The organism is Streptomyces sp. 4N124 (assembly GCF_052245395.1).
GTDB lineage: Bacteria > Actinomycetota > Actinomycetes > Streptomycetales > Streptomycetaceae > Streptomyces.
This window is the reverse complement of the sequence record NZ_JBQQBS010000034.1, coordinates 1-24,334: the sequence shown is the minus strand read 5'-3', so window position 1 is coordinate 24,334 and position 24,334 is coordinate 1. Positions and strand designations below refer to the sequence as shown.

At 71.8% G+C, this 24,334-nt stretch carries 23 protein-coding genes and 2 pseudogenes; 12 read left to right on the top strand and 13 right to left on the bottom strand.

The window, feature by feature from the left end; genetic code table 11:
* Nucleotides 1-36: 36 nt before the first annotated feature.
* A complete protein-coding gene (gene thrS / locus ACTWQO_RS29515) occupies nt 37-1,317 on the bottom strand; it encodes a threonine--tRNA ligase (RefSeq protein ID WP_443240410.1) in 1,281 nt (426 codons plus the stop codon).
* A gap of 297 nt (nt 1,318-1,614) precedes the next feature.
* Here thrS and ACTWQO_RS29510 point away from each other — a divergent pair, with 297 nt between their 5' ends.
* Nucleotides 1,615-2,391, top strand: coding sequence for a hypothetical protein (locus ACTWQO_RS29510; protein WP_443240409.1), 777 nt, complete (start codon nt 1,615-1,617; stop codon nt 2,389-2,391).
* 21 nt (nt 2,392-2,412) lie between these two features.
* Here the strand turns inward: ACTWQO_RS29510 and ACTWQO_RS29505 are convergent, their stop codons facing one another.
* The gene (locus ACTWQO_RS29505) at nt 2,413-3,198 is read right to left on the bottom strand and encodes a GAF and ANTAR domain-containing protein (protein ID WP_443240408.1); all 786 of its coding nucleotides are present in this window, start codon (nt 3,196-3,198) and stop codon (nt 2,413-2,415) included.
* 154 nt (nt 3,199-3,352) lie between these two features.
* The gene (locus ACTWQO_RS29500) at nt 3,353-4,696 is read right to left on the bottom strand and encodes a tetratricopeptide repeat protein (protein ID WP_443240407.1); all 1,344 of its coding nucleotides are present in this window, start codon (nt 4,694-4,696) and stop codon (nt 3,353-3,355) included.
* Between the two features lie 126 nt (nt 4,697-4,822).
* Here ACTWQO_RS29500 and ACTWQO_RS29495 point away from each other — a divergent pair, with 126 nt between their 5' ends.
* Nucleotides 4,823-4,972, top strand: coding sequence for a hypothetical protein (locus ACTWQO_RS29495; RefSeq protein ID WP_443240406.1), 150 nt, complete (start codon nt 4,823-4,825; stop codon nt 4,970-4,972).
* On the opposite strand, the gene ACTWQO_RS29490 is transcribed toward ACTWQO_RS29495, so the two are convergent.
* Nucleotides 4,969-5,625 carry a Uma2 family endonuclease gene (locus ACTWQO_RS29490; RefSeq protein ID WP_443240405.1) on the bottom strand — a complete coding sequence of 219 codons (657 nt, stop codon included), beginning with the start codon at nt 5,623-5,625 and terminating at the stop codon, nt 4,969-4,971. The two genes, ACTWQO_RS29495 and ACTWQO_RS29490, sit on opposite strands and share 4 nt — an antisense overlap.
* A gap of 336 nt (nt 5,626-5,961) precedes the next feature.
* Here ACTWQO_RS29490 and ACTWQO_RS29485 point away from each other — a divergent pair, with 336 nt between their 5' ends.
* On the top strand, nt 5,962-7,200 hold the full coding sequence (locus tag ACTWQO_RS29485) for an amidohydrolase (protein ID WP_443240404.1): 1,239 nt from the start codon (nt 5,962-5,964) through the stop codon (nt 7,198-7,200).
* Nucleotides 7,201-7,225: 25 nt separating this feature from the next.
* Here the strand turns inward: ACTWQO_RS29485 and ACTWQO_RS29480 are convergent, their stop codons facing one another.
* The 4 genes from ACTWQO_RS29480 to ACTWQO_RS29465 all read right to left on the bottom strand — a co-directional run bounded on the left by ACTWQO_RS29480 (nt 7,226) and on the right by ACTWQO_RS29465 (nt 12,357).
* The gene (locus ACTWQO_RS29480) at nt 7,226-8,581 is read right to left on the bottom strand and encodes an extracellular solute-binding protein (protein ID WP_443240403.1); all 1,356 of its coding nucleotides are present in this window, start codon (nt 8,579-8,581) and stop codon (nt 7,226-7,228) included.
* Nucleotides 8,578-11,073 (bottom strand): substrate-binding domain-containing protein, encoded by a 2,496-nt coding sequence (locus ACTWQO_RS29475; protein WP_443240402.1) that lies wholly within the window; start codon nt 11,071-11,073, stop codon nt 8,578-8,580. Before ACTWQO_RS29475 ends, ACTWQO_RS29480 begins: the two co-directional genes overlap by 4 nt.
* 4 nt (nt 11,074-11,077) lie before the next feature.
* Nucleotides 11,078-11,446: a hypothetical protein gene (locus ACTWQO_RS29470; RefSeq protein ID WP_443240401.1), complete on the bottom strand. Its 369-nt coding sequence runs from the start codon at nt 11,444-11,446 to the stop codon at nt 11,078-11,080.
* Between the two features lie 131 nt (nt 11,447-11,577).
* A complete protein-coding gene (locus ACTWQO_RS29465; RefSeq protein WP_443240400.1) occupies nt 11,578-12,357 on the bottom strand; it encodes an alpha/beta fold hydrolase in 780 nt (259 codons plus the stop codon).
* Nucleotides 12,358-12,431: 74 nt separating this feature from the next.
* On the opposite strand from ACTWQO_RS29465, the pseudogene ACTWQO_RS29460 reads away from it, so the two are divergent.
* Nucleotides 12,432-13,782 (top strand): annotated as a pseudogene (locus tag ACTWQO_RS29460) (aminotransferase-like domain-containing protein).
* On the opposite strand, the pseudogene ACTWQO_RS29455 reads toward ACTWQO_RS29460, so the two are convergent.
* Nucleotides 13,685-14,068 (bottom strand): annotated as a pseudogene (locus tag ACTWQO_RS29455) (hypothetical protein); the annotation flags it as partial. The pseudogenes ACTWQO_RS29460 and ACTWQO_RS29455 sit on opposite strands and share 98 nt — an antisense overlap.
* 221 nt (nt 14,069-14,289) lie before the next feature.
* Between ACTWQO_RS29455 and ACTWQO_RS29450 the strand changes: the two are divergent.
* Both ACTWQO_RS29450 and ACTWQO_RS29445 read left to right on the top strand, forming a co-directional pair.
* Entirely contained in the window at nt 14,290-14,616 is a 327-nt protein-coding gene (locus tag ACTWQO_RS29450) for an SH3 domain-containing protein (protein ID WP_443240399.1), read from the top strand.
* Between the two features lie 117 nt (nt 14,617-14,733).
* The gene (locus ACTWQO_RS29445; RefSeq protein ID WP_443240398.1) at nt 14,734-15,114 is read left to right on the top strand and encodes a nuclear transport factor 2 family protein; all 381 of its coding nucleotides are present in this window, start codon (nt 14,734-14,736) and stop codon (nt 15,112-15,114) included.
* Nucleotides 15,115-15,117: 3 nt separating this feature from the next.
* On the opposite strand, the gene ACTWQO_RS29440 is transcribed toward ACTWQO_RS29445, so the two are convergent.
* Nucleotides 15,118-15,561: a hypothetical protein gene (locus ACTWQO_RS29440; RefSeq protein ID WP_443240397.1), complete on the bottom strand. Its 444-nt coding sequence runs from the start codon at nt 15,559-15,561 to the stop codon at nt 15,118-15,120.
* Nucleotides 15,562-15,690: 129 nt separating this feature from the next.
* Here ACTWQO_RS29440 and ACTWQO_RS29435 point away from each other — a divergent pair, with 129 nt between their 5' ends.
* Entirely contained in the window at nt 15,691-16,902 is a 1,212-nt protein-coding gene (locus tag ACTWQO_RS29435) for a PP2C family protein-serine/threonine phosphatase (protein WP_443240396.1), read from the top strand.
* Nucleotides 16,903-16,986: 84 nt separating this feature from the next.
* The gene (locus ACTWQO_RS29430; RefSeq protein ID WP_443240395.1) at nt 16,987-18,096 is read left to right on the top strand and encodes a hypothetical protein; all 1,110 of its coding nucleotides are present in this window, start codon (nt 16,987-16,989) and stop codon (nt 18,094-18,096) included.
* A 71-nt stretch (nt 18,097-18,167) separates the two neighbouring features.
* On the opposite strand, the gene ACTWQO_RS29425 is transcribed toward ACTWQO_RS29430, so the two are convergent.
* Both ACTWQO_RS29425 and ACTWQO_RS29420 read right to left on the bottom strand, forming a co-directional pair.
* On the bottom strand, nt 18,168-18,554 hold the full coding sequence (locus ACTWQO_RS29425) for a peptidoglycan recognition protein family protein (protein WP_443240394.1): 387 nt from the start codon (nt 18,552-18,554) through the stop codon (nt 18,168-18,170).
* A 31-nt stretch (nt 18,555-18,585) separates the two neighbouring features.
* Complete coding sequence (locus tag ACTWQO_RS29420) at nt 18,586-18,783, bottom strand: hypothetical protein (RefSeq protein WP_443240393.1); 198 nt, start codon at nt 18,781-18,783, stop codon at nt 18,586-18,588.
* Nucleotides 18,784-18,931: 148 nt separating this feature from the next.
* Here ACTWQO_RS29420 and ACTWQO_RS29415 point away from each other — a divergent pair, with 148 nt between their 5' ends.
* Both ACTWQO_RS29415 and ACTWQO_RS29410 read left to right on the top strand, forming a co-directional pair.
* Complete coding sequence (locus tag ACTWQO_RS29415) at nt 18,932-19,930, top strand: endonuclease/exonuclease/phosphatase family protein (protein WP_443240392.1); 999 nt, start codon at nt 18,932-18,934, stop codon at nt 19,928-19,930.
* Nucleotides 19,931-19,958: 28 nt separating this feature from the next.
* On the top strand, nt 19,959-21,896 hold the full coding sequence (locus tag ACTWQO_RS29410) for an FUSC family protein (RefSeq protein WP_443240391.1): 1,938 nt from the start codon (nt 19,959-19,961) through the stop codon (nt 21,894-21,896).
* 160 nt (nt 21,897-22,056) lie between these two features.
* Here the strand turns inward: ACTWQO_RS29410 and snpA are convergent, their stop codons facing one another.
* Nucleotides 22,057-22,737 carry a snapalysin gene (gene snpA / locus ACTWQO_RS29405; protein WP_443240390.1) on the bottom strand — a complete coding sequence of 227 codons (681 nt, stop codon included), beginning with the start codon at nt 22,735-22,737 and terminating at the stop codon, nt 22,057-22,059.
* A 184-nt stretch (nt 22,738-22,921) separates the two neighbouring features.
* Between snpA and ACTWQO_RS29400 the strand changes: the two genes are divergently transcribed.
* Together ACTWQO_RS29400 and ACTWQO_RS29395 are read left to right on the top strand one after the other, a co-directional pair.
* Nucleotides 22,922-23,863, top strand: a complete 942-nt coding sequence (locus ACTWQO_RS29400) for a LysR family transcriptional regulator (RefSeq protein WP_443240389.1) — start codon at nt 22,922-22,924, stop codon at nt 23,861-23,863.
* A 134-nt stretch (nt 23,864-23,997) separates the two neighbouring features.
* Nucleotides 23,998-24,216: a hypothetical protein gene (locus ACTWQO_RS29395; protein ID WP_443240388.1), complete on the top strand. Its 219-nt coding sequence runs from the start codon at nt 23,998-24,000 to the stop codon at nt 24,214-24,216.
* Nucleotides 24,217-24,334: the final 118 nt, after the last annotated feature.

Genomic DNA, 24,334 nt, shown 5'->3' with positions numbered 1-24,334 from the left:
CGTGAGTCGCTGTCACAAGTCACTACGGACATGACCTTACGCAGGCGCCCACAGTTCGGCGCCGCGATCCGAGACCCGTTCCGCGATCCGGTCGAGCAGCCCGGCGACAGGCACCGCCCCCGGCTGCCGCCCGTCCCGCAGCCGTACGGCCGCCAGCTCGTCGTCGGCCTCCCGCGCCCCGATCACCGCCTGGTACGGCACGAGCCGCGCCGCCCGGATGCGGGCGCCGAGGGTGCCGTCGCCGGGGCCGTACAGCTCGGCGCGCAGCCCGCGCCGCACGGCCCGCCGTACGACCTCCTGCGCCTGCTGCTCCTGCGCCTCCGACACCGGCAGCACCGCCAGTTGCACGGGCGCGAGCCAGGCCGGGAAGGCGCCGCCGTGCACTTCGAGGAGGTGGGCGACACAGCGCTCGACACTGCCGACGATGCTGCGGTGGACCATGACGGGCCGGTGCTTGGCCCCGTCCTGGCCGATGTAGTGCAGGTCGAACCGCTCGGGCTGGTGGAAGTCGATCTGTACGGTGGAGAGGGTGGCCTCGCGCTCCGCCGAGTCCACGACCTGCACATCGATCTTGGGCCCGTAGAAGGCGGCCTCGCCTTCGACAGCTTCGTAAGCGACCCCCGCCTTGTCGAGAACCTCCTCCAGCAATGCGGTCGCCCGGCGCCACAGCGCGGGATCGGCGACGTACTTTCCACCGTCCCCGGGCAGCGACAGCCGATACCTCGCCGCCCGGATCCCCAGATCCGCATACACCCGCCCGATCAACTCCAGGGCCGCACGCGCCTCGTCGACGGACTGCTCCAGGGTGCAGAAGATATGCGCGTCGTTGAGCTGGATGGCCCGCACCCTGCTGAGCCCACCAAGGACGCCGGACAGCTCGGAGCGGTACATGCCGCCCAACTCCGCGATCCGGAGGGGAAGTTCGCGATAGCTGTGCGACCGGGACCGGTAGATGAGCGCATGGTGCGGACAGAGCGACGGCCGCAGCACGACCTGCTCGGCCCCCAGCTCCATGGGCGGGAACATGCCGTCGCTGTAGTGGTCCCAGTGCCCCGAGATCTCGTACAGCTCCCGCTTCCCGATCACCGGCGAATACACATGCCGATACCCGGCCTCCCGTTCCACGTCCCGGACGTACTCCTCCAGCACATGCCGCACCACGGCCCCGTCCGGCAGCCAGTACGGCAACCCCGCCCCCATCAGCGGATCGGTGCCGAACAACTCCAGCTCACGACCGAGTCGACGGTGATCGTTCATTTCGGGCTCCTCCGATACGGAGGCGAGGAGCCGGGCAGCAACGCAGAAACCCCGGAGCACTCGCCCCGGGGCTTCGATGATCTACGTCAGCAGTCAGCGCGCCGGGACACTCTCCGGCGTCGTCGTCATGAGGGACGGCTGGGCGCGCTTCATGGGGGGACGCTAACAGGGGGGTGAGGGAGACGGCGACGCCTTTTCTGAGCTGCGGGCATGCGTGCCGCCCGGGGCGGCACGGGTGGGCGCAGCCCCCACCCCGGGTGCCCGCTCACCCGGACGGCCCGGCGCGCTGGTGAGGCCACGTTGCCGGTGGTGCCGTAGGAGACACGCCCCTGCCCCGGCACCCCAGGAGCCCCCTCGATGCCCCGCACTCCTGCCGTCCCCCTCGTCCTCGTCTCCGCCCTCCTGACCGCAACCGCGACCGCATGCTCGGTCGACTGGCCGGAGACCCCCTCCGCAGCCGAACGGCCCAGCACCAGCACCCCCACCACCGCACAGTCACCGTCAACGTCACCCGCGGCCGCCCCTTCCCTCACCAGAGCCCAGACAGAAGCCGCGCTCATCACCGAAACCGACCTCGGAGACCCCTGGATGCCCACGGAAGGGGCCGCCACCTGGCGGGACGGGCTGCTCAAGGCGGCCGCGCGCCCGGCGGAGTGCCAGCGGCTGCTGGACACCGTCTACACGGACGAACTCTTCGGCACAGCCGCGGGAACCCGAGCCGTCGTCGCCCTGGACGACGCCTGGGACGGGGCGCAGCTGCGCTATCAGGTCGTCACCCAGCGCCCGGCGGAGGTGGAGAGCACGCTCGCCTGGCTGAGGTCGCTGCCGAGGACGTGCGCCACGTTCGCCGCGACGACCGCACAGGGCGCCGTACGCGAAGGCCAGGTCAGCGGCCTGGAAATGCCCGACGTCGGCGATGCCCGCGAGGCCGTCCGGCTCACGCTCACCGGCGAATCGGCGGAGGGCGAATTCACGCTCACCCTCGACGTCGCCGCCGTCCGCGTGGGCGCCGACGCACTCGCACTCACCAACGGCGGCATCGGCGAGGTATCGGCCGAGGTCACCCAGGGCGTCGCGGAACTGGGCGCCGCACGCCTCGCAGAGGTCCGCAAGCGGGGCCGCGCGGAGGTGTGAGGGCGAAAGGGGGGCAGCACCTCAGTCCCGGTCGAACCTCGCCCGCTGCGCCACCACATCCCGCGCCACATCCACCGCGGTCCGCTCCTCCGCGAACGCCCGCCCCCGCAACCGCGCCATCGCCTCGTCCGCCCCGACCCCCAGCTGAGCCATGATCATCCCGGTGGCCTGGTAGATCTCGTCGTGCTCGGTCGCGAGCCCGCTGAGCCACCGCCCCGGGTCGAGCACACCGTCCTCCTCGCGCGGCAGGGCCATCAAGGCCACCGTCATGACCCCGGCGACAAGCCGCGCGGTCCGCAGGTCACGCGCGCCGAGCGCGCCGGGCTCCCGGCGATACAGGTCCAGCGTGCCCAGGCACTCCAGGCCCTCCGGCCCGGCTCCGCCGTCCTCACCGCCCAGCGGTACCGCGTACGCCGCGCGTATCCCCACCGCCGTGGCCTCCATCGCGAACACCGGCCAGCGCCGCGCCCCCTCCTCACCCGCCAGATCCTCGGCGAACACAGCCGTCCCGTCCTGCGCGGCGGCAAGGCAGGGCCCCTCACCCAGCGTCGCCTGGATCTCCGTGAGCCGCTCCGCCAGCTCGTCACTCGCACACAGCTGTACGGGCATCCCGCCACCGTGCAGCGAAACGGTCGCCCCGGTCACGTCCACCAGCCGGACCGCGACCGAGCACAGCCGCCCCGGTATCTCCGCGGGCCGGGCACCCCGTACCTCCTCACCGATCACACGGGCGGTGGGATCATGTTGCCGGGGACCCTCACCGCCGGCGGAACCGCCGCGCCGCTCGTCCCTGGGCCGCACTGTCACCGCCTCCTCCATACGGTGCGGCCTGCATGGTCTCTCCGTCCGGGGCGGCCCACAGGACCGTCCATCCCCGGACGCCGCCCGACTACCCGAGGCACCTGGCCCGAAACGCCCGCCCTACCGCTTATCGCAGCCTCCGTGCCCGGCCCGGGCTTTCTCAAAGAGGGGGCTGTGCGGGTGCGGGTCCGAGGGTGGTGGTGCCGGGGGCCGTACGGTGTCCCAGCCCCGTCCGGTACGCGTCCAGGGCCGCCTCCACGCGCCCGGTCCGACGCAGCAGATCGCCGAGCAGCCGGCACAGGTCGGCGAGATCACCGGCGGCGCCGGCGCGCTCCAGCAGGCTGAGCGCGCGTACGTAGTGCTCCTCGGCGTCGTCCGTGTCCCCGGTGTCCTCGGCGATGATCCCGAGCAGCCGGTGCGCGGCGGCGGCGTGGACGGCGCCGCGCTCGGAGGACAGATCACCGAGGACCCCATTCAGGAGGGCCGCCGCCTCCTCGGACTTCCCCCTCCGGTGGAGTACGTCGGCCAGCTCGACGGCGACCTGGCTGCTGTAGAGGGCGGCGCGCTTGGCGGAGAGCATGTCCAGGGCAGCCCTCAACTCGTCCTCTGCGCGCTCCAGTTCGCCGTTCTGTGCGCACACATACCCGCGCATCCAGTGGCAGTTGGCGAGTTCGGTGCGGATCTGCAGCTGCCGGTACAGCTCGGCCGCCTTGGCCAGCGAGGCGTCGGCCTCGGCGAGCCGCCCTTCGGCGAGCAGGGTGCGGGCGACCGACCGGTGCATACGGGCCACCAGCGCCGGGTCGCCCGCGCGCGGGGCGAGCGCGAGAGCGAACTCGGCGGCCTGGGCGGCGCGGGCGTGGGCGCCCATGTCCATGTACGGCCCGATGGCGGAGGCGTAGAGCAGAAGCAGGGCGTCCGGGTCGTGCAGGCCGCCCCGGTTCAGCTCGTCGAGGGTGGACTCCAACAGGTAGACGGCGTACCGCAGTTCACCGGCGAGGTAGTGCGCGACGGCCCGACCGCGGATCGCCGGCACACGGGCGGGCAGCGGGGCGTCGGCAAGGGTCTCCTCGGCCCGCTCGAAGCACTTCCGCGCCTCGACCAGCTCGCCGGTCTGCGTCCCGCATTCCCCCAACCCCAGCAGCGCGGCCGCCTGTTCCTCCCTCAGCCCGTGCGGCTCAGCCTCGTCCAGCACCGCCCTGAACCCGTGGGCGGCGGCCTCGGCCTCGCCGGTGGCGAGGGTGCGCTGGGCGCCGGTGAGCTTGAGCCGAAGCTCCGTGACAAGCCGGGCGGACCGTCCGCTGGCCAACTCGTCGAAGGCGACGCCGAGCCGCTCGGCGAGATGCCGCAACGCGTCGTCGGAGGGCCGGACTCGCCCCGCCTCCAGGGTGGATACATAGGCAGGCGTGTAAGCGGGCTCGGCCAACTGCCGCTGCGTCAGTCCCCGCTCGACCCGCAGCTGCTGCACTCTGCGCCCGATGATCTCCGGGTCGTCCCGCTCCGGCATTCCGCCCAACTCCCCTGGCCCCTCTTGCCGTTCGGCAAGCACAGCCTCTAGGTTAAACGGCGGATTAAACGCGCGTAGGAGACCCGCTTAATACCCTCCTCAACACACCGCCGCTGTGAGGTCGCCGTGCTCGATCGCACCAGCCCCACCCAGCGCTACGCCCGAGGCATCGCCGCCGCCGTCATCGCCGTAGCGACCTTGCTGCTGGCCGCGAACGCGGGACCGGCGCGGGCGGAGCCGGAACCGGTACAGCAGCAGGTTCAGCGAGAGTTCTAGAACTTCGCCGTGTCCAGCTCGAACCCGAAGGGGGCAGGCAGAGGGGCGGTGAGGCCGATCTTATGCTTGGGGGCCTGGGCATACTCGTCGCCGGAAGGCTCGGAGTAGACGGTGATCTCCGCCTCCTCGCGGTCAATCAGCAGGTAGACGGGAATGCCGGCTCGGGCATAACCGCGGATCTTCTTCTCGCGGTCACGATCAGCGGTACCGGGGGAGGCTACTTCGGCGACGAGCAGGACAGGCAGAGTGTCGTGAAACTGCTTCTCGTCATCGAAGCTGCCTTCGGGTGCGACGACGAGGTCGGGGACAACGTGACCAGTCTCGGACGCCCCGGGAACGTTGAGACCGATGCCGGTGTAGGTGAACAGGAAGTCGTCGGGGTCCTTCCGGATGATCTGACGGTTGAGCCTCGACACAATCTCCTCATGCTCCCCGTTGGCCGGCGGCGTCACGCAGATCTCCCCTTCGATCAACTCCACACGCCAGCCCCTGGGGGCCGTCGCACTGAAGAGCTCGAAGACCTGCTCCACGCTCGCACCCTGGTAGTCGGGCACGCCACTGTCCGCGTCGCTGTCGCCGTCAGGGTCGTCGTACGGCCCGTGAATGGCCTCGCCCTGATACCCCGGCATGATGATCGGCTCCGCCGTCGCCATGACAGACCTCCTTCGCTCGACGCGACGCTCCCAGGGTAGACGCCGAGCCCGCACAAGGAATCCGGAGCCGATCACCCGAACGAGTGTGCTGCTACGTTTCCGCTCGCCGACGGGCCAGGTCCCCGCCACGCCGGGCGGGATGGTGCCCTTGAGCGTCGTGCCGGCGCTGACCGTCCTGCCCAGAGCAACATCAACAAGGCCCGGCCCGCCGAGGTCCCCGCGTTCTGACGCCCGGACCACCTCTGATCCGCCGCCGGCGGGACACACTCCCCCCTCGTCCCGCCGGCGGCCTTTCGCATACGCGGGCCCGACATGCGGTCGCCCTACCCTGACGCCATGACGTCTGCTGCCGCACGCACCGCGCTGGACCTCACCGCCGACCTCCCCCTCCCCGCCCTCGAGGACCTCTACCGCGATCTGCACCGCCACCCGGAACTGGCCTTCCGCGAGCACCGGACGGCGGCCGGGCTCGCCAAGAGCCTCACCGCGGCCGGATTCGACACGGCCGAGGGCATCGGCGGCACCGGCGTCACCGGCGTGCTGCGCAACGGCGACGGCCCGACCGTGCTGCTGCGCGCCGACCTGGACGCGCTGCCGGTCGAGGAGCAGACCGGGCTGCCGTACGCGTCGCAGGCGCCCGGGGTGATGCACGCGTGCGGGCATGACATGCACGTGACGTGGCTGACGGGCGCGGCGCAGGCGCTGGCCGCCGGACGGGACGCCTGGTCGGGGACGCTGATCGTGGTCGGCCAGCCCGCCGAGGAATCCGGCCAGGGCGCCCTGGCGATGGTCACGGACGGGCTCTACGACCGTGTGCCGCGCCCGGACGTCCTGCTCGGCCAGCATGTGGCGCCGGGCCCCGTGGGCCTGTTCGGCCACCATGCCGGGCTGATCCTCTCCGCCACGACGGACGTCGACATCGTGGTGCACGGGCGCGGCGGGCACGGCTCGCGTCCCGAGACGACCGTCGACCCGGTGGTGACCGCCGCCTATCTGGTGACCCGGTTGCAGACCGTCGTCAGCCGCGAGGTCGCCCCGCGCGAGTCGGCGGTACTGACCGTCGGCCGTATCGAGGCGGGCACGGCGGCGAACGTCATCCCCGCCACCGCCCGGATCTCCCTCAACCTGCGGACGCAGTCGGCGGCGGTGCGGGACCGCATGGTCGAGGCGATCCGGCGTATCGCGCGGGGCGAGTGCCTGGCCGCCGGCTGCCCGCGCGAGCCCGAGGTGACGCTGGGCAACGACTTCCCGGCGACGGTGAACGACCCCGCGACCCATGACCGTATCGCCGGGGTGCACCGCGAGGTGTTCGGTGCCGCCGCCGTCTTCGACCCGGGTCCGGCGATGGGCAGCGAGGACTTCGCGCAACTCGCCGAGGGCAAGCTGCCGTACTCCTTCTGGTTCGTGACCAGCACCCCGGACGAGGTGTGGGACACGGCGGAGGGCGAGGACCTCATGGCGAGAATCGACGCGGTCCCCAGCAACCACAGCCCGCTCTTCGCCCCCGATCTGTCGGTGGTCACGCCGGGGGTGCGGACGCTGGTGGCGGGGGCGCTGGCGTATTTGGTGGCGTGATCAGCCAGCAGCGTCGGTCGATCGATCAGCCGGGCAGAGCCTTCTTCAAGGCCCGGTGGAGGTTCTCCGCCAGTTCCTCCTCCGGCGGCGGGTCATCGGTGAACAGAGGGCCCAGCTGGGCGATGAGAGTCTGCGTGAAGGCGCCGTACAGGGCGGTGCGCGGGCGTTGGACGGCTTGCTGCAGTGCGGGCAGGAGCGTGGCGCGGGCGTAGGCGGGGCGGCCTTTCTCGCGGGGCATGTCGTCGGGGCGCTCGCCCGTCGCGGAGGGCGCGGGCGTGGCCGCCACCGTGCAGTCGACCGTGTCGTCGGTGTACGCCGACTCCCGGGTCGCCGCGAACCCCGCGTCCAGCAGACAGCGTTCGCTCTCCTCGCCGGTGAGGAACTCGATCAGCTCCATGGCCTTCCCCGCCCGCGGCGAGGCCTGCGTCACCGCCAGGTTCTGCCCGCCGAGCACCGCCTTGCCGGGCAGCGGGACCACGCCGAGCTGGTTCTCGTCGAGGGTCTGGTGCAGGGTGCCGTACGCGTACGGCCAGTGCCGCAGGAACGTGGTGCGGCCCGCGGCGAAGTCCGCCATCGACGCGGCCTCGTTCGAGTCGAAGGCGTCCTGGAGGATGTACGGCGTCCGGGTGCGCTCGCGCAGTTCCCTGATGCCCTTCTCCAACGTCTCGGCGTCGCCGGTGTATTCGCCCCGCTCGTCGGTCAGCTCCAGGTCCGGCACCGCCGACGCGAACGCCTCGACGGCGCCCACGGTACGGCCCTCGTAGGGGCCGAGCTGGGTGGTCCAGCCCTTCTCGTAGCCCTCGGGCTCGTCGCCGCGGAGGGAGTCGATCAGACCGAGCAGCCCCTTCCAGGTGAGGTCGCCCGTCAGCTCGGTCTGCTCCAGGCCCGCTGCCTTCAAGTGGTCGCGCCGGTAGTAGAGCAGCCCGACGTCGCTGTTGAACGGAGCCGCGTACACCCTGCCGTCCCAGCGGGCGGTGTCGGCGACGGAGTCGATGACGTCGTCGTCGAGCAGGTCGTCGGACAGCTGTCGTACGAGACCGGACTCGGCGAACTCCGGTACCCAGGTGACGTCCAGGTTGACCACGTCGTAGGTGGCGCTGCCCGACTGGAGGGCGCCGAGGAGCTGGCTGCGCTGTTCGTCGGCGCTGCCGGTGAGTTCGACCAGGGTGGCCCTGAACCCGGTGCCCGCTTTGGCCTCCCGGTCGTTCCAGGCGTCGATGAGTTGCTGGCGGATGCCGCTCTTGCCGGTGACGTCCAGGCCGCTGGCGATGACGATGTCGCCGACCACGTCGTCGGAGGGCTCGGCGGACGTGCCGTCGCCGCCGCCGGTGCAGGCGGCCACCAGCAGCAGGGCGAGCAGGGCCGCCGTCCTTCGGATCACTGGTCCTCCCCGAGTCCGGTCCGTTCGACCTCGGCGGACAGGCCCTTGCCGATGTCGCCGTCGGCGTCCAGGCAGCGGCCACCGCTCGCCGCGGCGATCCGGGCGTCCGGCTTGCCCGCCGCGCAGGCCCCGCCGCGCAGCGACACCATCGCCACCGGCACGTCCGCCGACTGAGCCCGGGTCAGCACCTCGTCGAGTTTCCCGCCGGTCATCCGGTTGTGGTCCCCGCTGTCGGTGATGTAGACGATCAGCTGGGGGCGGTCGTCGGCGCCGAGGTCCGCCATGTCGTCGAGCGCGCCGAGCAGCGCGGCGTGCGGATCGGAGTCGGCACCGGACCGGACCTCGGCCTGGTCGATCCTGCGTACGGCGTCCTCGCGGTCGTGGGTGGTGAGCGGGAGCAGGGTCTCGTACCGGTCTCCTTCGGGGGTGTCCGCCACCGCCCGCACGCCGTACTCGTCCTGGCCGCCGAGCCCGCCGAGGGACTGCTTCAGCAGACCGGGGCCGCCGCTGGGCCCGTCCCACAGGGAGGCCATCGAGCCGGAGCTGTCGAGCAGGAAGAGGACCCGGCCGGGACCGTGGGCGGCGCGGTAGGCCCGTAACGCCGTCTCCGTCTGGTTGAGTCCGGCGGCCTCCGTCAGCGGCCTGGGCGCGGGCAGCACCCCGGGTGCGGGCCCATTCCCGTCCAGCAGCAGCCGGTCGCCGGTGGGCTCGCGGAAACCGGCGCGCGCGAACGCGTCCCGCCCCTGCCCGTCGGTGAGCCAGGAGCGGAAGTCCGCCACGGCGGCATCCCGCGCGGCCCGGTCCCGGTCGCCGTCCTGCCAGCGCACCCGCACGAACGTGGGCTCCAGACCGGGCACGTTCTTCGGGTACTCGGCGATCCGCGGACTGCGCCGCGCGCTGTCGCAGCCGACCCCGGACTTCAGCAGGAATTCGGGGACGAGGACAGCCGTGCGGTCGTCCACCGCGTCGTTGCGGGGCAGTTCGCACAGCAGCTGCGCGGCCGTGTCGGACGGCGGCCCCGGCTGGTCGAGCTGTTTCTCCACGTCCAGCGCACGGCCGGCGCCGTTGTACAGGCCGATCGTGGCGAACAGCGCCGAGTCGGCGAACTCCGGGTCGGTACGGCGCACTTCGGCCTGGTCCGCGCGGCCACGCAGGTCGGCGATCAGGTCGGTGAGGTTGCGGCCGGTGCGCTGGTCGGCGGCGGGGAGGGCGGTCGGTACGGCGAGGACGATCGGGGAGTACGCGAGCGGCTGCCGCTCCACCTCCAGCCAGGCCTTGGCATTGGTGTCCCGCTCGTGTTCGGCGCGTTGGGCGGCGGCGGGCGAGCCCGGGATCCAGATGTCGGCCTGCGGCCCGATGTCCCGCTGCGGGTTGGTCTCCTCCGCACGGGGCTCCTGCCAGGGCTCGGACTCCTCGCGCAGCGCGGTCACCACGTCGGCGGAACGGGCGCTGTACACAGTGATCCCACTGACCCGGCACCCGTCCCCGTCCGTGTTCTCCTCCGACGTCAGATAGGCGCCCGCCGCGGCGGTGAGCGTCGGCTTCAGGTCGGGGTCGGTCAGGACGCGCAGTTCGAGGGGCGGCGCGCAGGCGGGGGAGGAGCCGACGAGGGCGTACAGGCCGTAGGTGCCGAAGGCTAAGGCGGTGAGGGCGAGTACGAGGGTGCCGAGGGCGGCGGCGCGGCGGCGCAGGTGCTTCAGGAGGGACGACGGTCTGGGCGCCACGGCAGGTGACCCGCTCCGCGGCGGCCGCACGACACCGGTCTCCGGCCTCCGGGACAGCAGCACGTCCTCCCCGGGCTCGGCCCGGCTCTGCGGCACCCATGGCTCACCCCGCGTGGTCTCCTGCCCGACCATCTCCTCACGCAACTGCCCGGAGAGCCAGCGGAACGACAACTCACCTGGCTTCTCCAGGAGTTGTACGAGCTGGGCGGTGAACGGCGTCGGTGTGGCGGCGTCGCCCGCGTCGATGCGGTGGTTGGCCTGCACGCTCATCAGCAGCAGCACCCGCCGCTTTTGGTGGGTCTCGTGCTCCCGCTCCCAGGCGACGCCCGCGTTGCCGGCGTAGCAGCAGTCGAGGACGACCACGATCCGCTCGGCCCGGCTGCTGAGCAGCACGGTCTGCACGTCGTCGTACTTCGCCGCACCGTGGAAGACGCTGTGTCCGCCCCTGATCACGCGCGCATTGCGCATCTGCAGGAACAGCGGGTCGCCGGAGCTGGGCGTGGCGCCGTGCCCGGCGAAGTACAGCAGGAGCAGCCCGTCGGTCTCCGCGGCGGCGGAGTGCAGCGCCTCGTTGAACTCGTCCTGCGAGGGCGACCGGGAGACGGTGATGGAGTCCTCGTCGAAGACACCGCCCCGCAGCAGCGCCCGTCTGAGCATCGTCAGGTTGTGCTCGACGGCGGGAAGGTCCCCGGGCACCCCACGCGGCGGATTCTTGTCCTCGTACGTGGACACTCCGACCAGCAGCGCTCGGTTCTTGCTGGGGCTCACCGGTCTACCCGTCGCCGTCCAACGGGTCGACGGTTCCCGCGGGCGGCTCGCCGTCCTCCACCTGGCGGCGGTTGGCACGCCAGGCATCGACGGACCGTCCCACCTGGGTGAGCAGCTGAAGGAAGACGGCGCTCGCGGCGGCTCCGATCAGCTCGATGACGATCTCCATGCCGGCGCCCATCGGGGCACCGGTCTCGTCCGTGCGGGCCCGTTCGTGGATCCGCAGTGTGCCTTCGCGCACCATCTCGTCGAGCGGCTGTTCCCGCTCAAGCCATTTCCGCAGCGCGTCGAGGTCGCCCTCGCCCGCCGTCTCGTCCAGCCGGACGCGGATCCCTCGCTCGGCCCGGTCGGCCACTCCATCCCCCTCAGCCATAACTCACCATCATGGCAGGGAGGTTGCGGGCACTGAAGGGTTCGTCACGGGGGCACTGAAGTGCGTTTGCGTCACAAACGGAACTCAGTGCGCTGTTTACGTTGTAGAAGCGCAAGCCGGGCCGGGGCGAATTACGCGTCGATCCGGGTCAGGAACTCCCGCAACGCCGCGTTGAATTCCGCCGGGCGTTCCAGGTTCGGCAGGTGGGCCGCCCCCTCGACGACCCGGAGCGTCGAGTCCGGCAATGCCGCGTGCATCGCCTCCGCGTCCGCGACCGGTGTGTACGTGTCGTCGGCGCCGACGACGACCAGCGCCGGGACGGTGACCCGGGTCAGCAAGGTGCGGTAGTCGGGGCGTTCGGCGCGGCCGCGCAGGGCTGCTGCGGCGCCTTCGGGAGGCGCGGCCGTCATCATGCGGTGGACGTGGGCCTTGACCTGCGGTGAGGCGTACGGGGCGACCATCTTCTCCAGCACCTCGTCGGCGTATCCACGCATGCCCTCGGCCAGCAGCCGGTCGGCCATCTCGTTGCGGACCACCTTGCCCGCTGCCGTCTCCGCCGCCGGGAAGGTGTCCGCGAGGACGAGACCCCGGATGCGCTCGCCGAAGAGGCGGTAGCACTCCATCGCGATCTGGCCGCCCATCGAGAGGCCGGCCAGGACGAACTCCCGCACCTTCTGCTCGTCCAGCAGCGCCTCGATGTCGCGGGCGAAGTCGGAGAGCGGGGTGAGGCCGGGGACCACCGGGGAGGCGCCGTAGCCGCGCAGGTCGGGGGCGATGACCCGGCGGGATGCGGAGAACGCCTCGGTCTGCGGGGTCCACATCGTGCGGTCGAAGGGGTGGCCGTGGATGAGGACGAGGGGGAGCAGGGAGGTGTCTGCTCCTTTGTCCTCGTATGCGAGGAAGGGTGCCATGTGAACGACCCTAGATCCGGTCAACTCCTCGGTGCAATAAGATCTTTGCCCTCGGTGCAATCCTGGGAGGCCTGATGGACGACTACCGGCGTCTCGCCGACCGCATCGCCGACGACATCGCCGCCGGCCGGCTCCGCCCCGGCGAACGGCTGCCTCCGCAGCGCGTGTTCGCGCGTCGCCGCGGGATCGCCGGGTCCACGGCCGGGCGGGTGTACGGCGAGCTCGTGCGCCGGGGTCTGGTCGTCGGGGAGGTCGGCCGGGGTACGTTCGTCCGGGCGGCGCCTGTCATGTCGTACGGCCGTCCGCTCGTGGAAACCGCGACCGCCGCGCCCGTGAATCTGGAGCTCAACTACCCTTCCGCGCCCGGCCAGTCGGAGCTGCTCGCGCCCCCGCCCTCGCCCCGCTCCTGCGCCCCGATGTTCTGACGGAGGCCCTGCGTCCGGCGGCGGCCACCGGTACGGCTCCGGCACGGGAGGCGGCGGTCGGCCTGCTCGCCACGCCGAGCTGGCAACCGGCCCCTGCCCAGCTGCTCTTCACAGGCAACGCCCGCCAAGCCATCGCCGCCGCTCTCGCCTCCCTGGTTCCGCCGGGTGGTCGTGTCGGTGTTGAGCCGTTGACGTATCCGCTGGTCAAGGAGATCGCGGCGCGGCTCGGTGTCACCCTGGTGCCGCTCGCCGCAGACGAACGCGGCCCGCTCCCCCAGTCGATCGCCGCCGCCCATCGCACGGCCCGCCTGTCCGCGCTCTATCTCCAGCCGACGCTGCACAACCCCACGTCGGCGACGATGGATGAGGCGCGCAGGCGCGAACTGGCGGACTCCATAACCCACTTGGGCATTCCCGTCGTGGAGGACCGCATCTGGTCCTTCCTCGCCGATGCCGGAAGCGATGGCGCACCCTTCGCCGTGCACGCCCCCGAGCTGACCCACGTCGTCGACGGCCTGTCCAAACGGGTCGCGCCCGGGCTCACCGTGGGTTTTCTCGTCGTACCGCCGCGGCGGGTGGAGGCTGTGGCCGCCGCGATCCGGTCCGGGGGGGGTGGAGCGCGGGGCGGTTCGCGCTGGAGGCGGCCGTGCGGTGGTGCGGGGACGGGACGGTGGCGCGGCTGGTCGAAGGGAAGCGGGAGGACGCCGCGCGTCGGCAGCGGCTTGTCGCCCGGCACCTCGACGGGTTCGACATACGGTCCGATCCTCGCGCCTATTACGCCTGGTGGGAGTTGCCCGCGCCCTGGCGTGCGGACACGTTCACGGCCGCCGCGGCGGAGCACGGGATCGCGGTGACTCCCGGGCCCGCGTTCGCCGTGGATCCGGCGAGGACGCCGGACGCGGTCAGGCTCGGGCTCGCGTCCGTTCCTGAGCCGGATCTGGAGCGGGCGTTGCGGACCCTCGCCGGCGTCGTACGAGGTGGCATCCGAGGGCCACGGTGAGGCCGACGGCGACGAGGAGCCAGGAGACCGTGCGCAGGGTGGTGGTGAGGGCGTCGTAGACGGTGCCCGCGGCCGGGCGGTGGGTGTCCTCCGGCAGGTCGGCGAGGGTGAGGCGGCGGCCGATCTCGACGGCGAGGGTGAGGAACGCGCCGCCGAGCGCCGTGCCGAGAGCGGTCGCGGTGAGGGCGCGGCGGCGGCAGGCGGCGACTGCGATGCCGGTGAATGCGGCCACGGTGGCCGCCACGGGGAGCCAGAAGGCTGCGACTTCTAGCACGTGGGTTCCTTCCGGAGGTGCCGCGGTGGTTCGTCTGCGGGTCCGTTGTGGCTGGTCGCGCCCACGCGGCGGAGCCGCATATTGATGCAGCCCCGCGCCCTTTCAGGGCGCTCCTCTTCATGCAACTCCCTGGTGAGCGGGTGCGCGACCTCGCCGACTGCATACGGGGGCTCTCTCCGGTGGAGGGTTCACCCGATCGGGTGTCTCATGGTTCTGGGGAGAGGAGGCCGATCATGCGCACCACCCCGGCCCTGCGGACCCTGGCCGTAGCCCTGCTGACCGGCGGAAGCCTCGCCGTCTCGACGGCGGGCGGCACGGCACACGCCGGCAGCGGAGGATCCTCCGGTCCGATCTGGGGCACTGTCGTCTCCGCGACGAAGCTCGACCTGAGGCAGTCGCCGACCGTCCACTCGCACGTCGTCGCCCGGCTGGCACCGGGCAGTCAGGTCCGTGTCGACTGCCGGGTCGTCGGACAGAGCGTCAACGGAAACCCGTACTGGTACCGGCTCGTCGGCGTCCAGGCGTGGGCGAGCGCCGCCTTCATCGACACCAACTGGTGACCGGGGGAAGGGAAACAGGGGAGCGCGTGGGCTCCGGCCGGCCGTGCCGGGGCCCACGCGTGGGCGTCTCCCGTCCAAGCGGGGCCGGGTGTCAGACCGCTGTGGGAGGCTCCGTCGATGGAATCTTCGATGGTGATTGAGACCCTGTGGGACCGGATCCAGGCTCGGGACTGGGCAGGTGTCGCCGAGTTGATCGCGGAGGATGTCGTGGTCGAGTGGCCGATCAGCCTCGAACGCATCATCGGCCGGGAGAACTTCGTCGCGGTGAACCGTGAATATCCGGAGGGCTGGTCGATTCGGGTGCTCAAGGTGGTGGCCGAGGGCGACGAAGTCGTCTCCGAAGTCGAAGTGCCACACGACAGTCTTGGCGTCTTCCGCGCAGCATCGTTCTGGACTGTCCGTGACGGACAGATCGTCCGTGGGACGGAGTACTGGACGAGCCTGGGGGCGGACCCGCGGCCTGAATGGCGGGCCGCCCTCGTCGAACCGATGGAGTAGTCGTCAGCGCGGGAGGGGGTTTCCCTCGGCGTCCTCGTGCGTGTAGTAGCGGTAGAAGAACACCGTGAAGATGGCGGCCGTGATGAGCAGGCTCATCACCGTGGAGCGCAGCACGCTCGCCCCCGACTGGCTGTAGAGGAACCCGAATGCCGCGCCGGCGAAGGCGGACTTCGTCATCGAGTGCAGTTCCCGCTTCAGACGGGGGGCCAGTGTCGCCACGGCGATGCAGAGCACGATGAACGCGAGCGCGGTGGCGAAGCCGAACAGGATGTTCCAGCCGGTGATCTCGCCACCGGAGCGCCGGTTGGCCGCGGCCCAGTAGCCGTAGACGAGCCCGAGGACCACGGGAATCGCATACCTCGCGACCTTGTGGGTGCGCTCGCTGAAGACGTCGGGTGTGGGGAGCCGTGTGGCCGGTCCCCCGGACCTTGGTGCCGCATGAGCCATGGGAGGACTCCTCTCTTGTCGCCCCTGTCATCCAGAGCACACCTGGGCGGGTTCTCTGGCAAGTCGGTGGGAAACCCGCTTGGCCCCGGTCCGGATGCGGCCCGCGCCCGGCCGTGCTTCGCTGGCGTCATGAGCGGGCGCGGACTGAGGCCGGTGGGCGGTCGGCGCCCGCTCGTACGACTGCTGCCGGACGCCGTGCCCCGGGATGTGCTGCAAAGCCACCAGATGCTGCGGGTCCGGGACCGGAGCGTCGCCTGGGTGCCGCCGCTGCTGGTGCTCGTGGGCATTCTGATCGTCGACTGGAACACCACCCGGGACTTCCGGATCATCACCTGGATCGTGCTGGTGCCGGGTATCGCCGCCGCGATCTGCGGGGTGTGGGGCACGGCCGCGTACGCGGTGCTCGCGACCGTCGTCTACCCCATCGCGGACAGTGCCTGGCCGAACGAGTACCAGGCCGGACCGGCCGACTTCTACCTCGTCGCCGTCGGCAGTGTGCTGGCCGTGCTGGCCTGCGCGGTGCGGGTGCGCGGCGAGCGCCGCATGCTGCACATGCGGGACGTCGCCGAGACCACCCGCCGTACCGTGCTGCGTCCGCTGCCGCCGGGCTGGGGCGGCCTGGAGCACGCGGCGGTGTATCTGTCCGCCGATGTCGAGGCACGTGTCGGCGGCGACTTCTACGACATCCAGCCCGGCCCGCACGGCACGCGCGTCCTCCTCGGCGACGTGCAGGGCAAGGGCCTCGGCGCGGTCGAGGCGGCGGCCGCGCTGCTGTGCACGTTCCGCGAGGCCGGCTATCACGAGCCGGACCTGGCGACGGTCGCCGACCGCCTGGAGGTGCGGATGCTGCGGCACTGCGGGCACGTCACTGCGCTCGGCCGCGACGACGGCGACCGCTTCGCCACCGCCGTCCTGCTCGGCTTCGCCGACCGGGAACCCGACGACGTCCGGTCCGTCGTCTTCGCCCACGAGCCGCCGCTCCTCGTCGGCCCCGACGGCGTACGCTCCCTGCCGTCCGGCGACACCCTCCCCCTCGGCCTGAGCACCCTCGCCCCCGCCCAGGGCCCGCCGCCCGTCCAACGGGTGAGCCTCGCGCCCGGCGAGACGCTGCTGCTGACCACGGACGGCGTCACCGAGGCCCGCGACCGCGACGGCGTCTTCTACCCGCTCGCCACGGAGGTCGCCCGCGCCGTCGCCGCCGATCCGCGCACCGTCGAACCCCGCCGCCTCGTCGCCTTCGTACGGGAGGGCGTGCTGCGGCACTGCGGGGGAAGGCTGGCCGATGACACCACAGTGTTCGCCGTACGGCGGCTCAGGCCCCGGGACGCACGGGACAGTTGACGGTTTGCGGTCCTGACACCCACCTTTGCAGCCGCAGCGGTTACGGTGCTGCGGTAAGTGATCGACGGGGGATTGGGAGGGACGATGCCCGGAACCGTGCTGCTGCTGGCGGCTTCGCCGCTGGGCAAGGGGCGAATGGTGGACGCCGCGTCCGTGCTTCCCGTCCTCGCGGCCGTCCCGCCCGCCGTCCTGTCCGGCACGGACACCGCGAACGTCGTCGAACTCGCCGACCCGCTTGAGCCGCAGGCCGTCCTCACCCGGCTGCGCGCCGCCGCGGGCACCCCCGGCCCGCTCACCGTCTTCATCACCGGCCAGCTGCAGATCGACCGCCGGCAGTACCTGCCGCACCTGGCGCTGGCCCGGACGACGCCGTCGACGGTGCGGTACACGGCGTTCCCGTGGCACTGGGTGCGGGAGGAACTGCGGCTGCGGGCGGCGGGAACCACGACCCTCGTCCTCGATCTGCACGCCGATGCGGAGACCTGGGACCATCTGCGGACCCGGCCCTTCGACTCGGGCGGCAACAACGCCGTCTACGGCCGTATCGCGCCGCCGCCTCCCCGGCGGACCGTGGCGGTGCCGTCGTACATGAAGGCCGTGGCGACGATTCTGCGCAGCGGGCACCGGCCGCCGCTGGAGCAGTTGCATCAGCAGGCGTTGAGCCGGATCGCCAACGAGGGTTCGTACGGTGACCTGGTGCTGACGCCGTCGGCGGTACCGATGCCCGTTCCCGTGCCGCGCCCGCAGCATCCGCCGGAGGTCGCCGATCCGCACTCCGCGATCAGCGCCGCCGTGCAGGCGGAGCGGCACGACGACGCCGACGCGCTCGCCGCGCATCAGGAGCAGGCCGCGGTGCGGGCATACGGCCCCGGTTCCGGACAGGCCCTGCACTGGGCCGAGGTCCGCGCGGATCTGGCCATGTTCGCCGGGGACCCCGTCCGCAGCTGCCGTACCTGGCTGGGCGTCGCCTCCGCGCGGCTGGCGGCCGGGCAGGCGCCGTCCGACCCTGCCGTCGAGGCCGCCGTCGACCGGGCGCACCACCAGTGGGGCCGGATCGCCGACCCGGCGCGGGCCCGCGAACTCGGGCCCACCCTGGCCGACTTGAGGGCACGGGTGCCGGGGCGTCGGCAGGGCGCGCTGGATCACATCCAGCGGCATCTGAACCAGCTCCAGACACAGAGTCAGTCCGCTTGACGTGCTCCCTGACCTGAAAGGCCAGGGATTCCCGCCTGGGTCGTCTGACCCGAACCTCGGTCGATGGGTGCTCAGCCGGGCGGATAGTCGCCCAACATGTAGATGAGCGCGATGCCGACGAAGTACAGGCCGATCGGTACCGCATGCCAGGCCCGGCCGTGCTCCCCGACCAGTTGAAGCGCGACGAAACCCCAGTTGGCCAGCAGGGCGAGCATGACGGTGACATCGATGAGGGATATCGAGTGCCACACGCCCGCCATGAGTTGCCGTTGGCCTCGGTACCTGTTCGCCAGCAGGATCAGGCACAGGACGAACGAGCCGACGCCGAAGCCGACAGCCACCTGCCAGGTCGGGTATCGGCCGAGCTGCGTCTCGGCCACCCACAGCGACGCCGTCGTGCAGCTCAGGATCAACACCGCGCCGATCCAGAAACAGACGAGCCCGCTTCGAGTGATCATGACTACGCGACCTCCACACCCGTCCCGGGCGTCACGAACTCCTCGTGACGTTCAGGAGTGCGATGAGCAGCGCGCAGGTGATCGCCACCCCCTGGACGGCCTTCGCCCAGCCGGGCGCCGGCTCACCGCGCTTGATCGCCGAACGTATGGCCGGGAAGGCGACCAACAGCCCGACGAGGGCGAAAGGCGCCAGCAGCAGGGTCAACCAGTCGACCTGTACGGGTGTCATCTCGGATCTCCCTCTCCCACTCGATGACCGGCGCCACATCATGGGCGCGCACCCCCGGGACCCCTCCCGCTCGGCGCAACCTTCCACCCACGGCTCCCGTCTTTGAGGGAGGATTCGGCCACCCCACCCGCGAGCGGAAGGCCGGGCATTGGACACTGATGTTGCCGAGTGGACCGTTTCCGGTGACGGACGCGAGCGAAGGAGCTCGCGGCGTCCCGGCGTCTGGTTCGCCGTGCTGCTGTTCGCCGGAGTCAGTGTCGTCGTGGGCTGCCGGGTCGCCGACACCGATGGCATCACGCCCGTCCCGCAGGTCCTCGCGTTCCTGCCCTGGCTGCTCGTGCCCACGGGTCTCGGACTGCTGTGCACGCTGCTCGCGCGGTGGTGGGTGGGGGCGGTGTGGGGTGTCGTCCTGCTGGGCCTGCTGGCGTGGTTCATCGAGCCGTACGGCAAGAGCGCCCAGCCGACCGGGCCCGTCCTCGCCTCGTTCCGCGTGCTCACCTCGAACGTCGAGTTCGGGCAGGCCACCGGTGCCCTCGTCGAGACCGTACGACGTGACAAGCCGGACATCGTGTTCGTGGAGGAGTGCGACTTCGCCTGCGACGAGGTGCTCAAGCGCGACCTCGCCGACGACTATCCGCACCGCGAGGCCGTGATCGCCGGTGGCTCCGAGGGGTCGGTCATCCTCAGCCGCTTCCCGCTCAAGGGCACCGACGGCGTGCCCGGCACCATGGCCATGCCCGGCGCCGTCGCCGACGTGCGCGGGCACGACGTACGGCTCCAGCTCGCGCACCCCATGCCGCCGCTGCCCGGGCAGACGGACGTATGGCGCCGGGAGCTGGGCGCCCTGCGCGACTACGTGAGCGCCGACGAGCAGACCCCCACCATCCTGGCCGGCGACTTCAACGCCTCTCAGGACCACGCCGCCTTCCGCCGCATCCTGGACGCCGGGCTGCGCGACGCGGCCCGGCTCACCGGCTCCGACCGCACGCCCAGCTGGCCGACCCGGACGACACCGACGTTCGGCGCACAGATCGACCATGTGCTGCTGTCCCCGGACTTCTCCGCACGCACGGCCCGCTTCGTGGACCTCGGCGACACCGACCACCGGTCGCTGCTGGTCGACATCACGCTCCACCAGCGGGGATGAGGATGTCAGGGGCGAACATAATGGGGCCATGTCCCGAGAGTTCCCCATCGGCCTGACGCCCCCCGACTGGCTGGTCCGGAACCTCCGGTCCGAACCGGCGCCCGTCAACTGGCCCGCCGTCGCCCGCGCCGCCCTCGCCATGGCCCTGCCCCTGGCCATCGGCCTCGCCGTCGACCGGCCCGCCTACGGCGCCCTCGCCTCCATGGGCGCGCTGTCGGGAGTCATCGGCGACACCGCCGACGCCTACCGGATGCGGATCCTCACCATCGCCGTCCCGCAGCTCTTCGGCGCCGTCGGCATCACCCTCGGCTCGCTGGTCTACGGGCACGGCTGGCTCGCGGTCGCCGCCGTCACCGGCGTCGCGCTCGTCTCCGGGATGATCTCGACGATCGGCGCGGTCGCCTCCGTATCGGGGCTGCTGCTGCTCCTCAACTCCGTGGTGGGCGCGGGCCTGCCGATGCCGGGCGAGTGGTGGCTCGCGCCGGCGCTGGTGAGCGGCGGCGGGCTCCTCGTACTGCTGCTCGCGCTGCTGGCCTGGCCGCTGCGGGGCGGGGTGCCGGAGCGGACGGCGGTCGCGGACACCTACCGGACGGTGGCCGAGCTGCTGGCGGCGACCGATGATCCCGACGCGTACGACGACGCCCGCCACGCCGTCACCCAGTCGCTGAACCAGTCGTACGACCTCGTCCTCGCCCGGCGCACCCGCCACCACGGCCGCAGCCCCGAACTCACCCGGCTGCTCGCCCAGTTGAACGCGATCACGCCCGTAGTGGAGGCCGCCCCCGCGGCCCACCTGACCGGAAAGCCGCTCCCGCCGGAGGTCCCGGCAGCGGTCCGGCACGTCGCGGAGGCCATCGACACCGGCTACACCGGCCCGATCGGGCTCGACCTGCCGGTGGCCGTGAGCGAGACGAACCGCGCCATGAACCACGCCGTGCGCCACGCGGCCTCCGTCGTCACCGCCCCGGACATCGATCCCCTCGGCATCGACGACCGCCTCGGCCGCCCGGCCGCCCTCCGCATCCGCGCCGCCCAGGCCGGACGGAACGTGATCTTGTCCGCCAACTCCTGGCGCTACGGCCTGCGCCTGGCCCTGTGCATCGGCCTGGCCCAGGTCCTGGTGTCGATCATCACGGTCCCGCGCTCCTACTGGGTGGCGCTGACCATCACCTTCGTCCTCAAGCCCGACTTCGGATCGGTCTTCTCACGGGCGCTGCTGCGGGCCCTCGGCACGGTCACCGGCCTCGTCGTCGCGGCGGCGGTGCTCTCCCAGGTGCCGCGGGGCTGGTGGGACGTACCGGTGATGCTGCTGCTCGCCCCGCTGATCCCCGCGCTCACCCCGCGGGGCTACGGCTACCAGACCGCCGCCATCACCCCGGTGATCCTCCTCCTCTCCGACATCCTCAACCACCAGGGAACGGGCCTGCTCCTGCCCCGCCTGGTCGACTCCCTCATGGGCTGCGCGATCGCGCTGATCGCGGGCTACCTGCTCTGGCCGGAGAGCTGGCACGTGCGCGTGGGCGACCGTCTCGCGGACGCGGTGGCGGACACGGCGACGTATGTGGAGGCGGCCTTCGGCAAGGGCGAGGACCCGGCCGCCCGCGCCCGCATGCGCCGCCGCCTCTATCGCGACCTCTCCGTCATCCGCACGGAGTTCCAACGCGCCCTGACCGAACCCCCGCCCACCGGCCGCCGTGCCGCCGCCTGGTGGCCACTGGTCGTCGCCGTGGAACGGATCGTCGACGTGACAACGGCGGCACGGGTGCGGGTGAAGCACGGCGCGGCCCCTCCCTCGGCCGCAGAGGTCGCTCAAGTAACCCTGCAACTCCGGGAACTGGCCGAAGGACTACGAGAGGCCGACGTCCTGTACGAGGTCCGCACCGACCTGACCGGCCCATCGGGAAGCGTCCTGGAGCCACTCCGCCAGGAGGTGGCGGCAGCCAGATCAATCGCCTCCCCACACTGACCACCAGAATGGGTGCGGGACCGCCCTGTGCAGGAGGACGGCCCCGCACCCATGTGGGGGGTGGGGTTCGGTAGCGCCCCGAAGGGGCGCGGGGAACTGCGCGCCCAGCCACAACGGACCCGCAGACGATCAACGGCCTATCGCGGCAGCCGCACAGCGCCTAGCGGGACTTGCTCAGCGACTTGTCACTCATCGCCGTCTCCAGCGCCGCAGCAAGCCCGTTGGCCCACAACTGCTCCACGCGGGCACGCTCATTCGCATCCGGGTTGGCATTCGTGCAGGACGGACCAGGGCCACCCCCCGACATCAGCTCACTGCACGGACCCTCGTAATGATCAGGCAGACCAAGGACGTGCCCCGTCTCATGCGCGGTGACGCGAGTCGAGTCGTACTCCTCGTTCTGCGCGTAGTCGAGGAAGATGTAGCCGCCACCGTGCCCGTCGGTCGAGGCGTACGAGCCCCTCGGATCGTTGCCCTCCCGGTAGGTGAAGTCCGCGTTCGAGCCCTCCTGCAGCTGGACGTTGGACACCGCGCCGTTCCAGATCTCCGTGCTACGGGCTATCTGGGAGCTGAACGTCGGCGCGGCGGAGGCGTCGTAGGTGACGGTGACGGCCGCGGCGGCGTTCGGCTGCGCGGCGCGCTTCTCGGCGACCGACTTGAGGACGGCCTCGAAGAAGGCACGGCTCGCGTCGGCGTCGGGGGACGCCGCGGTGTAGCCGGCGTGGGCGGGGACCGCGGTGGCGGCCGGGGTCGCGGCGGCCGGAACCGCCGTGCCCAGACCGACCGTTGCGACACTGAGGCCGAAAGCTGCCGCGGCCATGACAGACGTACGGATACGCATCGATGACTCCTAGGTGGGGGGTGAGTCGTCATCGCTGAGTCTCGGCGCCTGTGGCGCGGCTGTGATGATGGCAACCGGCGATAGCACCGTCCTATCGCGCACCGTGCCCGCGCCCAATTCGCGTATGTCAGCAGCCATTTGTGCGTCTGGTGGAACCTGTGTCCCCGCTTTAGTCTCCCAGGGCATGGAGCTCGAGGTGAGACATCTACGCGCGCTGTGCGCCATCGCCGACACCGGCAGTCTGCACCGGGCCGCCCGCCAACTCGGCGTCGCCCAGCCGTCGCTCAGCACCCAGCTGCGCCGCATCGAGCAGGAGCTGGGCGGCACGCTGTTCACCCGGGAACGGAGCGGCTGCCGGCCCACCCCGCTGGGCCGGCTGGTGCTCAGCCGTGCCCGCCCGGTCGTGGCCGACATGCGCTCCCTGGTCGCCGAGGCACGCGCCGCCGCCACCGGCGGACCGCAGCTGCGCGTGGGCTCCACCGCCAGCGCGGCCCTGGCGGGCTGGCTGCGCCGGCTGCGGGCGCTTTTGCACGAACCGACCCTCCACATGGACGTCTCCCCGAACGCCCTGCTGCGCATGGTCGCCGACGGCCAGCTGGACGTCGCCTTCGTCCACGAGGTCGAGGGCTGCCCGCTGCGCATCCCCGAACAACTGCGCCTGCGTGTCCTGATCCCCCGCGAACCGCAGTTCGTGTCCCTGCCCGCCGACCATCCCGCGACCGCGCACCCGGTGGTCCGGCTGACCGACCTGTCCGGGGACCGCTGGATGATCGACCCCACCGTCGACGGCGAATGGGACGCCGTCCGGCGCATGTTCCGCGCCGCCGGGGTCAACCCCCGTGTCCTGCACGGCGATTACCACACGGCCGCCGCCCTGGTCGCGACCGGCGAGGTCGTCACGGTCTGCCAGCCGACCTGTCTGCCCCGCCCCGGGATGGCGGTACGACGGCTGTACGGCGACCCGCTCGGCGTACGGCTGATGCTCGCGGCCCGCACCGAGACGGACCTCGACGGCGTGTATCCCGCGCTGGAGCAGGCGTACCGGGAAGCGGCGCGGGAGGCACCGGCGTACCGGGAGTGGCTGGAACGCGACGGTGCGGGTCGGCCGGTCCCGGCGCTGCCGTGACGGCGGCCTGGTCAACTCCGCGCGGGCGGTGAATCGTTACGTCGTTCTCGTGCGAGTGACGCAGGGCGAGTTCAGGGGCGCGTACAGGTAATGATCAATCCTGTTCAACCGCCCTCCCGATAAGGGGATTTTCCATGCGTCGCACCGCCTCCGTCATCCTCGGCACCCTGGCCCTCGCCTCAGCCGCGGCCCCGGCCGCCACCGCCGTGCCCGACCCGTCGGCTGCCGTCACCTGCCTCGCCGAGGCTCCGGGCGCCGTCACCGGACTCGTCGACCCGGCCGCCCTGCTCGACCCGACCGGCCTCGCGGCCCCGGCCGAGCTTCCGGCCGTGAACTGCGTGACGGCTCCCTGAGCTGCACGGACATACGGATGCGGGCCGCTTTCCTGAAGAGAGCGGCCCGCATCCGTATGCGTACCGGGTGCGATCAGGCGCCGATGTCGCAGCCGTCCTTGCGCCATACCGCCACGAC